The sequence below is a fragment of the Dyadobacter sp. BHUBP1 genome (genome assembly GCF_050587785.1).
In the GTDB taxonomy this organism is placed as follows: Bacteria; Bacteroidota; Bacteroidia; order Cytophagales; family Spirosomataceae; genus Dyadobacter.
The window spans coordinates 935,560-948,163 of record NZ_JBOBIH010000002.1; the positions used below are offsets into that span (position 1 = coordinate 935,560).

Here is a 12,604-nt window from a genome sequence, read left to right on the forward strand (position 1 = left end):
CTTTTAACTAAAACTAAAACCGAAACTATTCTTTTTCTACAAAGTCCATATCCTTTGTAAATGTCTCTTCCAGGAAATATAAGGCCAGCAAAGCCACTGCGGCTGTCGCTATACCTATTACCAGCCCGGCCTGGATCACTCCCAGGTCAGGTTTGAAACTCACAAACAATGACGCCAGCGGAATAGTCGCGCCGCGTACAAAATTGGGAACTGTCGTTGCGACGGTTGCCCGGAGGTTGGTTCCGAACAATTCCGCAGCAATAGTAATGAACAATGTCCAATAACCATTGCAGAATCCGAGCAAGGTACAAATCAAGTAGAAGGAGAACAAGTCCTGCATTGGAATAAGCAAATAGCCTATCACCATTGCAAGCGAAAGCATGATGAACAGCCTGATCACTTTCTTCCTGCTACGCATGTACTGACTAAGTAATCCACTGACGATATCTCCGGCCACCTGCCCCGAAAAAGCGAGCATCACTGCTTTACCTGCATTGATTCCCTCAATGCCTTTCGCAGCCCCGAATTCGGGCGAAAAGGTAATGAGAATCCCGACTACAAACCAAATCGGGAGGCCGACAAGGATTGCCATCAGGTATTTGCCAAGGCGTTTCCCGTTGGTCAGGATCATAAAAATATTGCCGCGATCCACCGAACGCTCCTTGGCATGTTTGAACATACCCGATTCAAAAACATTGAAACGCAATACCAAAAGCAGCAAACCCATTCCACCTCCTACAAAATAGGAGATGCGCCATGCAAATAAATCGGCTACGAAGTAAGCCAAAATTGCTCCCAAAACTCCGAGTGTGGCCACCAATGTGGTACCATAGCCGCGTATTTCTTTGGGTAATACTTCCGTAACCAGTGTAATCCCGGCCCCCAGCTCCCCCGCCAGCCCGACGCCCGCAATAAAGCGAAGAAGTGCATACTGGTCAAGTGATGTGACGAAACCATTGCCAATGTTGGCCAGGGAATACATGATGATAGACCCGAAAAGAACGGAAAGCCGGCCTCTTTTATCCGCAATCACCCCCCACAACACACCACCGATCAGCATTCCAGCCATTTGGTAATTCAATAAACTAATGCCTTCATTCAGCAGCTGATCGTCGGAGACGTTCAGCGCTTTTAAACTCGGCACCCGCACTACACTGAACAAAAACAGGTCGTACATATCGACCAGGTAGCCCAATGCAGCTACTATTACAGGCACTTGCAATAACTGCGAAAGCAGCGATTGTTGAGGATTATTGGTTGTTGTTGACATAGGGTTAGGTTTTACTTCGGCTTTCGGCTTTCGGCCGTCGGCCTGTGTTATTAAATGTCAATCAATTCTTTTTTAACCGCTGAATTGTCAAGTCAGGTGGTCAGGAGGTTGTCAGGTGTAGTCACTGATAGTCAGGTGTAGTCATTTATTGTCGGGTGTTGTCAGGTATTGTTAAGTGTGGTCAAGTGTAGTCATTTGAGAAATACATATTCTTTCTAACAACCCCTGGCAATTTCTTGACAATACTTGACCACACTTGACTATCAGTGACTACGCTTGACAGAACCTGACCACACCTGACAATACTTGACCGACTTTACAGTCTGTCAATCAGCATTCCACCATCCACACCGATTACCTGGCCGGTGGAGTAGGGGAAATCACCTCTTGTGAGCGAAGCTACTGCCTTGCCTACGTCCTCGGGTGTGCCCCAGCGGGGCTGCAATGCAATGCCGCTCCGGAACAGGTTGTCGTATTTCTCCTGTACTTTGGAAGTCATGTCGGTGGAGATAATACCCGGCCGGATTTCATAAACCGGAATATTATACTCAGCCATTCTCACAGCGAAAAGCAGGTTGGTCATCGCAAGCCCGGCTTTTGAAATACAATATTCCCCGCGGTTAATGGAAGCCACCGTTGCAGAAATGGACGTTACAAAAATGATAGCCGCTTCAAATGCATGGTTATTCTGTTTCGTCGCCGCCATGCGCTTGCCGATGGCCTGGGTGAAAAAAAACGGTCCTTCGAGGTTGGTCGTCATTACCTCCTGGTAATTCTCGACGGTCGTTTCGAGAATGTCAAGCCTCACACGCGGTGCTATGCCGGCATTGTTGACGAGCAGGTTGATCTGCCCGAAAACAGAATAGGCCTTTTCGATAATCGCCTCGCGATCGGCCGCGTCGGCGACGCTTCCCTGGCAATAGGCCACTTCTGCACCCAGGTCACGCAGTTCGTTAAGCGCATCGGCAGCGGCCGCTTCATCGCGGACGCCGTTGATGGCCAGGTTATATCCTTCTTTGGCAAGGGCTTTGGCAACACCAAAGCCAATGCCCCGACTTCCTCCGGTGATTAATGCAGTTTTTTTCATAGTTCCTGTACATCAACCCATTGGCGTTTCTCCCAGCTTTCGAGACCTTTTTCTGCGAGCTGCACGCCGCGCGCACCTGCTTTCAGATCCCATGGGAAAGGAGTGTCTTTGACAATATGTTTGAGGAAGAGCTCCCACTGCGCCTTGAATGCATTGTCGTAGATCTCCTGCTCAGGCACTTTGGACCAGCCGTCGAAGAACGGGATTGGTTGTGGGATGTCGGGGTTCCAAACGGGTTTCGGAGTGTTTCCGTAATGCTGGATGTAGCAGTCGCGCAGACCGGCAACCGCTGAGCCGTGCGTACCATCCACTTGCAAGGTGAGCAGGTCGTCGCGGCGTACGCGCACCGTCCAGGAAGAGTTAAAATGCGCGATTACGTCGCCTTCCAGTTCAAATGTCGCGTAGCAAGCGTCGTCGGCAGTACATTTATAGGTATTGCCATTCTCGTCCACGCGCTCGGGGATGTGCGTCGCACCGAGGCAGGAAACTGCTTTCACATTGCCGAATAGGTTGTCCAGCACATAACGCCAGTGGCAAAGCATATCTACGATGATACCGCCATCGTCTTCCTTGCGGTAGTTCCAGGAAGGACGCTGTGCCGGAATGCTCGTTCCCTCGAAAACCCAGTAGCCGAACTCGCCGCGTACCGAAAGTATTTTTCCGAAGAATCCGGCTTCCATCAGTCTTTTCAGTTTGACCATACCAGGCAGCCAGAGCTTGTCCTGCACCACACCGTTTTTCAAACCTGCTTTGGTGGCCAGTTCATAGAGTTCCAATGCCTCTTCGGTGGTAGTACCTGTTGGTTTTTCACAATAAATGTGCTTTCCAGCTTCAATAGCCTTTTTCACAGCCGCCGCACGGCGACCAGTCACCTGGGCATCGAAATAGATCTGGTAATGCGGGTCGGACATGACCGAATCGAGGTCGGTAGTATATTTCTGCACGCCCGACTGCTTGCAAAGCGCTTGTAGTTTCGCTTCATTACGGCCCACAAGAATCGGATCAGGCATAATCACTTCATCAGAAGAAATTTTCACGCCGCCCTGCTCGATAATGGCTTTGATCGAACGCAGTAAATGCTGGTTGGTACCCATACGGCCGGTTACGCCGTTCATGATAATGCCAATGGTATGTGTTGTCATTGTTGTTATGTTTTTTTGATTAATGGCGCGAAGCTCCTGCTTCGTGCCCGTTATGTGGAGGCCTCCGGCCGACTTGATTTACGTTACTTTATATTAATGCCGGCCAGAGGCCTGCGAATAGTTTGCACGAAGCGAAGCTTCGCGCCATTTGCGATTACACAGTTCTTAGAAACGCTTCGGTAATCTCGCTGAGGAACAAATGCTGGTCTTTCGCCCAATGGATATTCGAGAAGATCTCTACCTCGCAGAAGCCGTTGAAACCCGTATCTTCCACCCAGCCTCTGATCTTTTTCAGGTCAATACATCCCTCACCCATTAAGCCGCGGTCATTTAAAAGATCGATTGTGGTCACTTTCCAGTCGCAGACATGGTAAGCCAGCAGATTGCCATTCGCTCCGCAGCGCGCGATCTCTTTTTCAAGGTCGCTATCCCACCACAAGTGATACACGTCCACGGCCACACCCACAAAAGGCGATTGGAAATACTCAGCCATATCGTTGGCTTGCGCCATGGTGTTAATGGCTGAGCGATCGGCGGCGTACATCGGGTGCAGTGGCTCGATCGCCAGCTTTACGCCCAGTTTTTCGGCCAGCGGCAGAATGGCAGCGATGCCTTCCCGGATCTGATCCCGGGAGGTTTCCAGCGACTGGTCCGGTGAAGCGCCGCATACCAGCACGATCATGGGTGCTCCCAAAGCTGCGGCTTCTTCGAGGAGCTTGCGGTTATGGTCGATCGCCTGCGCACGCCCGGCGCTGCTCGTGTGCGGGAAAAACCCTCCACGGACGTATGAGACAATTTCCAGCCCGGCTGCGCGGACGATCTCGCCCGCACGGTGCGGCCCGATCCCTTCTATGGCATTTTGCCATACGCTAATGCCCTTTACGCCGGCAGCAGCGTAGTTTTCTACCGCCTCCGAAAGTCCCCAGGGCTTGGTAGTAATGGTGTGGATACAGCACCGGTCGAGTGTTATGTTTTCCAATTCGGAGAAATGGTTATGGATTTAATACTGATATTTTGTTAGGTGTGAAGTCGTTCTTGTCACCCTGAGCGGAGTTGAAGGGAGACAGTACCGTTACTTCACCGCGCCGAGATACGTGTAATAGGGCAGCCCCTTATTGATACGGTGCAAGTAAAGAGCCACTTCCCTCGCATGATAATCGCCCCACATACTCGACTCGCCATTTGGAATCTTTTGTCCGGCAGGTACATTGTCCCAGCCATTCGGACGGTGGTAAATCGAGTGAAGGATCAGCCCCTGATGCGTTGGGTCGGTAGAGAGGTAAGGTTCAGCAAAAAGTGAATCCACAGCCGTAAGGCCAGCCTGCCAATAGCGGTTTCCAGCTTCTGTTTGTCCTTTCTCGTTCAAGTATCTGCCCAAACGGAGCAATCCTTGGGCACCAATAGCCGCTGCGGAGCTGTCGATCGGTTCAAAGTCGTTGTAAGGATCGGAAGTTCTGGAAGTATAATCGCCCAGTTTATAAAGTTGAGGTGCACCGGTATCCCAGTAAGGAATGCCGTCTGCCGCTGTATTCTCAATGTAAAAATCGCAGGTAGCTTGTGCGGCTTTGAGGTAAATGCGCTCAATTTCGGCACGGCCGCCCATTGGCGCGAGTTCTTCGTCAGAGAAGCTGGCCAGGGATTCGAGCTGCTCAGCGAAGCCGACCATTGCCCACGCAAGGCCGCGCGTCCAGGTGGTGAAGCCCGAGAAGCCCTGCTGCGAGTTAGGACAGCGGTAGTTACCATCGTTGGTATTGAACACGCTTTCATGGGCAGTGCGTCCCCACAGGTCGTAGCTGTCGCGACCTTCGCCGTAGTAAACCGAATAATTAGCCGTAGCAATCGAATGTAGCGTTCCGCGTTCGAGCAGGCTGGTTTTCAAATCATTTTCACCCATGTAACTATGGCCGAGCAAATGCGAAACCATCAGCGCGCGCACCGAACGGATCGTATCCACGAACAACGAATGCGGCCCGTTGAAGGAGTGGATAAAGCCGTGGCCGTTTTTAATTGGCGTCCAGCGGCGTGCCTGTACAGCCCCGGATATTTTCAGCGCGATCTCGTAAAAGTTGCGTTCCCATTCGTTTTCGGGAATCACACCCTCGTTCATCAGGCGGAGCAGGTTGCCATACGTGCTCACATTGTTGAAACCATGATCGTGCACACCGAAATGTCCCACGTGCGAGGCCATGAAATCTACCGTGTTCTTGCGGGCACTTGAGAGGTAGCTTTCGTCGCGGGTAGCGTCGAATTGCAGCACTTCCGCTCCATACTGGAAGCCTTGCGTCCATTCCGTCCAGCCGCGAAGGGTGTATTTTCCATTCACCGTGAAAACCGGAGTCCCTTTTGAATTGTCGTACTCTTTATTGATGAGCTTGATTTTTTCACCAGAAACCTCCCAGAAACGATCGATTTTGGATTGGAGTGAAGCGGCAGTCAGTTCGTTTTTTATCTGCATAACTTATATCAATAGTATTATTTAGCCATTTTAATTTTGGATAATACAAAGATATTTGTGATAAAAAGCGATAGCAAGGTACAAATCTGCTATTAAATGGTACTTTTCCGAACATGCTCGCGGTACTCATTCGGGGTGAGACCGGTTTTCTTTTTGAAGATGCGGCTGAAATAGGACGGATCGTCCATGTGGATGTGGTAGGCAATTTCCTTGCTGCTCAAATTAGAGAAAACCAGGAGCCGTTTGGCTTCGAGGAGCAGCTTGTCAAGAATGTATTCCTGGCAGGAAATGCCGAGGTATTTTTTGATGATTTTACTCAGATAATCGGGTGTAACCGATAACTGGCTGGCATATTGCTGCACCTCATGCATTTGCCTGAAATTCTTCTCCACTAATTCCTGAAACCGGCCTGCGAGCTCGGGTACGGAGAGCGCCGGCGAATCGGCAGGTTGTGCATTGCTCTGGGCGAGAAAAGCGCATTTTTGCAATAATAATCCCAAATACCTTCCGATGAGCGCCTGGTCGGTTTCGGCGCTTAAATGGTCCGTAACCATATTTTCGAGGATGTTGTGGAAGTAATGCTTGTCGCTTCCCGACAATGTGATGATCGGCTGCCTGCGTGCCGGCTGGAAGAATGGCAGCTGCGAAAGCGACGGGTTCATCGGATTATAAAATGTGTAAAAATCCTCCGAAAACGCGACGATGTAACCCTGGAAAGAGCTCGAAAAAGTAAGCAAATGCACCTGGCCCGGTGTCAGAAAATGCAGCCCTGCCCCTTGGATATTATAAGAATGGAAGTCGATCTCGTGAAAGCCTTGCCCTTCTTCGATAAACAGGATTTCGTAATAAGTATGCCGGTGCGGTGCGTCGGTAGGGAGCGGGGTAATGGGCAGCGATACGGGGCCGGGCTGGATGGTCCCCGACTGGACAGTCCCTTCCTGCTGAATATGGGTACTGTTTTTAAACCTGAAAATCTTTAATGCGGGCACCTGGCTGGGCGTTTGGGGAAGCGAATGGACCGGGATTGCATCAGACACGAAAACCATGCATCAAGACTTTTTCAAATTCATTAACCGTTTCAAAAGCCACGCAGCCAGCAATACTACCAACACCAGGGCGATTACCGGCAAAAATACCGCCAGGCCCGACAAACCGAAAGATGCGACATTCTCGGCGGTAGAAACCACCGGGTTGCCAAGGCCAGCCGTTGTTTTGGACGAAAGAAGCCGCAAAATACCCGTACCCGCCTGTACCAATCCGGCTGTGCCGCCTCCGAGGATGAGTCCGAGCCCCCAATGCAGCATCGGGTTGTCGATTTCGATGAAAGAAGTGGTGAGTAATGTGCCGGCAACTACGGCCGCGGGCGTAGCAACGGTGTCGAGCAGGTTATCTACAAAAGGAATATAATAACCCGCTATTTCCAGTATTGTAGCCGTGCCCAGCGCGAAGAAGGCCGTCCAGGTGCTCAGCCAGCCGAATTGTTCTCCCGGTGAAATCCAGCCGTTCATAGCAGCAATATTCGCGACCAGCATGGGCAGGAATATCCTGAAACCGCAGCTTGCGCTCAGCCCTATTCCCAGACATAAACTCAGAAACAGCTCCATTTTGATGAGTTAGAGGCATTAAGACGTTAATGTAGTGTATTTGAAAAAGATATGTGCCGATTGGTAGTTTTTTTATCGCCTCTGTGACATTTTCTACCTTTGTATTGTTGATCCAAGACAACCACTGTATTACCAAATAGCTACCCGGTGAACCAGGAAACCAAAAGCGGCCAGATATTCGATCTTCCTACCCTAAGGCGCCTATACACATTCGTTCGACCTTACCAGAAGCAGTTTTACCTGCTTATAGCCATTATTTTGCTCAATGCGGTCCTCGCGCCGCTGACGCCCCTGCTGATTAAATACACGATCGATACGCCGATCGCAAACGGGGATTATTCGCAACTGACAATGATGCTGATCGTGATGGTGGTCGTAACACTGGCCCAGGGATTGGCACAATTCTGGAATACTTATATGTCGGGCTGGTTGGGGCAATACATTATCCGCGACATCCGCGTGCAGTTGTACCAGAAAATCATCGGTTTAAGACTCAAATTCTTTGACAATACGCCCATCGGCCGGCTGGTGACCCGCACGATCTCCGACGTGGAAACGCTTTCCAACGTGTTCAGCGACGGTATGGCTGCCATTGCCGGGGATATTCTGCAACTGGTGCTCATCATCGCCGTGATGTTCTACACCGACTGGAAGCTTTCGATTATCAGCCTTTCGATGATCCCGCTAATGCTTTTCTGTACCTATGTTTTCAAAGAAAAGATCAAGGATTCTTTCAATGAAGTGCGGGCTGCCGTTTCAAATTTGAATGCATTTGTACAGGAGCATATTACAGGAATGGGTATCGTACAGATTTTCAGCAGCGAGGATATCGAGTACCAGAAATTCAGGGAGATTAACAAAGTGCACCGGAATGCGAACATCCGGTCTATCCTTTATTATTCGGTGTATTATCCCGTGGCGGATGTGATTGCCGCAGCTGGTACCGGTTTGGTGGTATGGTATGGTTCAAAACAAATTTTGAATGCTGAAATTACGTTCGGTACTGTTACGGCATTCGTGATGTTCATCAACCTTTTCTTCCGCCCGATCCGCCAGCTCGCTGATCGTTTCAATACGCTGCAAATGGGGATTGTCAGCACCGACCGCATTCTGAAATTGCTCGACAGCGACGAATACACGGCTAATGAAGGCACATTTGCGCCGGAATCCATCAAGGGTAATGTGGAATTCAAGAATGTGTGGTTTGCTTACAACGACGAGGAATACGTTTTAAGGGATATTAATTTTAAAGTAAAAGAAGGAGAGACCATCGCCTTTGTAGGCGCGACCGGGGCCGGGAAATCCTCGATCATCAACCTACTCACCCGGTTTTATGATATCAACAAGGGGAAAATCTACGTCGACGGCATCGAAGTACACGATTACGAATTGAATGCATTGCGTAAACATATCGGGGTAGTACTGCAGGATGTCTTTCTTTTTTCAGATACCATTGAAAACAATATCCGGCTCGGTGACGAAAGCATTACCCATGAAAAAATCGTCGAAGCTGCGAAACTCGTGGGTGTACATGATTTTATCGAGCGCTTGCCGGGCGGCTACACCTATAATGTAATGGAACGCGGTGCGACGCTTTCGGTAGGACAGCGGCAGCTCATTTCGTTTGTGCGCGCGATGGTGCACGAGCCGAAGATTATCGTGCTCGATGAGGCCACCTCGTCCGTCGACAGTGAAACGGAAGAATTGATTCAGCACGCCATTGAGAATTTAATGCATGGCCGCACGGCGATAGTAATTGCACACCGGTTATCGACGATCCAGGAAGCGGATAAGATCATTGTGGTGGATAAAGGGCGGATTGTCGAGGAAGGCAACCACGAGCAATTACTGGAAAAAGATGGGGCTTATGCGAATCTTTATCGTATTCAATATAAAGAGGTGCATAAGATTGGGACATTGTAGATGTTTAGGCTGTAAGCTGTAAGCATACAGCGCTTATAGCTTACGGCTTACAGCTTATAGCCTAAATTCAATTCCTCTTACTAGTATCTAAAGGAATCGGCGGAGGGCCGATCAGGAATTCGTCTTCTTCGTTCCGTTTGGCCGGCGTGCTGTCGCCTTCTATCCCCAGCGAGTCACTCACAGCCGGTGCCCATTGCGTAGGACAGTTATACGTTTTAGTGATTTTAAAGCTTGGCTTCGGGAACGGCCCGGGCTCAATGGATTTGTCCTTATAAGCCTTTTCCAGGAATGCCCCCACGATTGGTAACGCAGTTTTAGCACCTTCACCGAGGTTGGTCGTCCGGAAGTGAATACTGCGGTCGTCGCCGCCAACCCAGGCACCCACCACGAGGTCACGCGTGACGCACATGAACCAGCCATCGGAGTTGTTGGAGGTTGTTCCGGTCTTGCCACCTAGCTGGTTGCCGTTCATGGTCACATTGAACTTCCATCGGATACTTCCCGAAGTACCACCTCCCTCTTCCACACCGGCACGCAGCATTTGCAGCATCAGGAATGCCGATTCCTCGCTGATCGCCTGACGGTGCTCGGGCTGGAATTCTTCAATTACCTTGCCGTTGCTATCTTCTATTTTGGTTACCAGGATAGGCTGGGTGTAAGTCCCATTGTTCGCGAAAACACCATAAGCCGCCACCATATCGTAAAGTGAGACGTCGAACGGCCCCAAACCAATCGATGGAACTGCTTTCAACGGTGTTGTAATACCCATTTTTTTAGCGTAACGAACCACATTTGCGGCGCCTACCTGGTCGGTAAGCTCTGCAGTAACCGAGTTAATGGACTGCGCCAATGCCCGGCGGAGCGTCATAGGGGCGTAGGTGTAAGTTCCGGTGGCGTTTCTGGGTTTCCAGACTTTCTCTTCACCGTCTTCTTCGTAAGTTTTTTCAAATGGCTTGTCAACGATTTCGTCACAAGGGTTCATATTAAATGACGAATCGTCGATCGCGGTCGTGTAAACAAATGGCTTGAATGTCGATCCGGGTTGCCTTTTTCCCTGCTTCACTGCATCGTATTTGAAATAATTGTAATCCAGACCACCCACCCAGGCCTTGATCTGGCCAGTTTGCGGGTTCATGGCCATCATGCCGGCGCGGAGAATGCGCTTATAGTAATCGAGAGAGTCCATCGAACTCCAATACTTCTTCATTTCCCCGCTATTTTTCCAGTCATAGACGGTCATAGTGTCCTTTTTATTGAGGTAATAGGTCACGCTATCGGGATTGTTCGGGAATTTGGCAGCCAGTGCACGGTATTTGCTGGTACGTTTCACGACGGTCTGGAGGAAATCGGTAATCTCATTGCCGTCCTCATCGCGCCAGGGGTTCTGGTTGCGCCAGTGGTCCTCAAAAACACGTTGCAGCTGCTTCATTTTCTGGGTCATGGCTTCTTCCGCGTCCTCCTGCATGCGCGAGTCGATGGTGGTGTAGATCTTCAAGCCATCGGTATACAGGTCATAACCATTCTCATCTCCCCATTTTTTAACAAAATCAACCACCGCATTCTTGAAATAATTGGCATTGCCGTCGTAAGGCGTTTCGAATTTAGTTTTCAGCTCGATCGGCAGGGCACTGATCGAGTCGGCTTGTTTGGCACTCAGGTAACCGTATTTGCGCATCTGGTCGATCACCACATTGCGGCGTTCGAGCGAGCGTTTCATGTTGCGGATCGGATTGTAGGTTGTGGTCGCTTTTTGCAAACCTACCAGCACCGCCGATTCCTGCACATTCAAGCTGTCGGGAGATTTGCTGAAATAAGATTTCGCGGCTGTGTTGATACCATACGTATTGTTCCCGTAATCGACCGTGTTGAAATACATGGTCAGGATTTCCTCTTTGGTAAAATTTCTTTCCAGCTTAATGGCCGTGAGCCATTCCTTGGTTTTGTAAATCAATGTGCCCAGGCCGGGAATATAACCAAGTAGTCCGCGAGCGCCCGATTTGCGTGTTTTGAAAAGCTTTTTGGCGAGCTGCTGGGTAATAGTACTACCGCCTCCGCGGTCGGTAGCGCCGGTAGCGATCCCCCAGGCTACGCTGGCCATGGCTTTGTAATCGATACCCGAGTGCCGGTAGAAACGAGCGTCCTCCGTGGCGATCAATGCTTTGACAAGGTTGGGGGAAATCTTTTTATAAGGAACAGGCGTCCGGTTTTCGGTATAAAATTTGCCGATCATGATGCCGTCGGCAGTATAAATTTCGGATGATTGCGCCACTTTCGGGTTTTGCAGGTCTTCCACGCTCGGCATGCTGCCCATCAGCCAGAGGAAGTTCGTTTCAACGCAGAAAATGTACAACGCAAATGCGACGAACCCATAAACGATGGTTTTCCAGATTGTTACAATGGGGCGGTAATATCTCGAATTGACGTCCACATTATCCTCCCACCAGCCGCGCACCGACTTTTTGTTTTGCCGGTAAGATTGAAAGAGCGCGTCGGCTTTGGATTTGCCGGTTACAAGCGAAGTGATTTTATATGCAATCCTGTTGATGAGTGTGGCCAGGCGCGACCGGAATGTCCGGAACAGCGTTCTGATTGTGGTAAAAAACGATCGGATAACTTCCATCAAACGTTTTGGTTCGTAATGTGTCAAAGATAAGAAAAGCCGGATAGATATGATTCAATCCGGCTTTTTCTAAGATTTATTCTATTCAGCTTTGTGAAATTTCAAGGCGGCTCCGTTCATGCAGTAACGAAGTCCGGTTGGTTTGGGGCCGTCGTTGAAAACGTGTCCGAGGTGTCCGCCGCAAGTTCTGCAAACCACTTCGGTACGGATCATGCCATGGCTTTTATCCACTATTTCTTCCACATTTTCTTTGGCTACCGGCATGAAAAAGCTCGGCCATCCCGAACCTGAATCGTATTTTGCCTCAGAGCTGAAAAGCGGTGTCCCGCATGCCGCGCATACATAAGTACCTTCTTCTTTATTGTCGTTATACGGATGCGAAAAAGGGCGTTCAGTACCTTTATCGAACAGAACGAAGCATTGTTGGCCCGTAAGCTCCTGCTGCCATTCTTCCCTGGTCTTTTGTACTTCTCTCATGGATTTGTGTTTTAGGAATGGTCTTG

10 protein-coding genes are annotated in these 12,604 nt (G+C 49.9%); 1 reads left to right on the forward strand and 9 read right to left on the reverse strand.

Going from position 1 to position 12,604, the window contains the following annotated elements; genetic code table 11:
• Positions 1-25 precede the first annotated feature (25 nt).
• The 7 genes from ACQ4MZ_RS10645 to ACQ4MZ_RS10675 all read right to left on the reverse strand — a co-directional run bounded on the left by ACQ4MZ_RS10645 (position 26) and on the right by ACQ4MZ_RS10675 (position 7,558).
• The gene (locus ACQ4MZ_RS10645; protein ID WP_430844876.1) at positions 26-1,270 is read right to left on the reverse strand and encodes an MFS transporter; all 1,245 of its coding nucleotides are present in this window, start codon (positions 1,268-1,270) and stop codon (positions 26-28) included.
• 316 nt (positions 1,271-1,586) lie between these two features.
• On the reverse strand, positions 1,587-2,357 hold the full coding sequence (locus ACQ4MZ_RS10650) for a 3-ketoacyl-ACP reductase (protein WP_430844878.1): 771 nt from the start codon (positions 2,355-2,357) through the stop codon (positions 1,587-1,589).
• Positions 2,354-3,499: a Gfo/Idh/MocA family protein gene (locus ACQ4MZ_RS10655; protein WP_430844879.1), complete on the reverse strand. Its 1,146-nt coding sequence runs from the start codon at positions 3,497-3,499 to the stop codon at positions 2,354-2,356. The genes ACQ4MZ_RS10650 and ACQ4MZ_RS10655 overlap by 4 nt, the downstream gene beginning before the upstream one ends.
• Before the next feature lie 154 nt (positions 3,500-3,653).
• Positions 3,654-4,478, reverse strand: coding sequence for a sugar phosphate isomerase/epimerase family protein (locus ACQ4MZ_RS10660; RefSeq protein ID WP_430844880.1), 825 nt, complete (start codon positions 4,476-4,478; stop codon positions 3,654-3,656).
• Between the two features lie 93 nt (positions 4,479-4,571).
• Positions 4,572-5,954 carry a glycosyl hydrolase gene (locus ACQ4MZ_RS10665; RefSeq protein ID WP_430844881.1) on the reverse strand — a complete coding sequence of 461 codons (1,383 nt, stop codon included), beginning with the start codon at positions 5,952-5,954 and terminating at the stop codon, positions 4,572-4,574.
• A 92-nt stretch (positions 5,955-6,046) separates the two neighbouring features.
• The gene (locus ACQ4MZ_RS10670; RefSeq protein WP_430844882.1) at positions 6,047-7,000 is read right to left on the reverse strand and encodes a helix-turn-helix domain-containing protein; all 954 of its coding nucleotides are present in this window, start codon (positions 6,998-7,000) and stop codon (positions 6,047-6,049) included.
• Positions 7,001-7,003: 3 nt separating this feature from the next.
• Positions 7,004-7,558 carry a DUF4126 domain-containing protein gene (locus ACQ4MZ_RS10675; protein ID WP_430844884.1) on the reverse strand — a complete coding sequence of 185 codons (555 nt, stop codon included), beginning with the start codon at positions 7,556-7,558 and terminating at the stop codon, positions 7,004-7,006.
• 147 nt (positions 7,559-7,705) lie between these two features.
• Here ACQ4MZ_RS10675 and ACQ4MZ_RS10680 point away from each other — a divergent pair, with 147 nt between their 5' ends.
• The gene (locus tag ACQ4MZ_RS10680) at positions 7,706-9,481 is read left to right on the forward strand and encodes an ABC transporter ATP-binding protein (protein ID WP_430844885.1); all 1,776 of its coding nucleotides are present in this window, start codon (positions 7,706-7,708) and stop codon (positions 9,479-9,481) included.
• A gap of 67 nt (positions 9,482-9,548) precedes the next feature.
• Here the strand turns inward: ACQ4MZ_RS10680 and ACQ4MZ_RS10685 are convergent, their stop codons facing one another.
• Together ACQ4MZ_RS10685 and msrB are read right to left on the reverse strand one after the other, a co-directional pair.
• Entirely contained in the window at positions 9,549-12,101 is a 2,553-nt protein-coding gene (locus tag ACQ4MZ_RS10685) for a penicillin-binding protein 1A (RefSeq protein WP_430844886.1), read from the reverse strand.
• Between the two features lie 81 nt (positions 12,102-12,182).
• The gene (gene msrB, locus ACQ4MZ_RS10690) at positions 12,183-12,578 is read right to left on the reverse strand and encodes a peptide-methionine (R)-S-oxide reductase MsrB (protein WP_223402720.1); all 396 of its coding nucleotides are present in this window, start codon (positions 12,576-12,578) and stop codon (positions 12,183-12,185) included.
• Positions 12,579-12,604 lie beyond the last annotated feature (26 nt).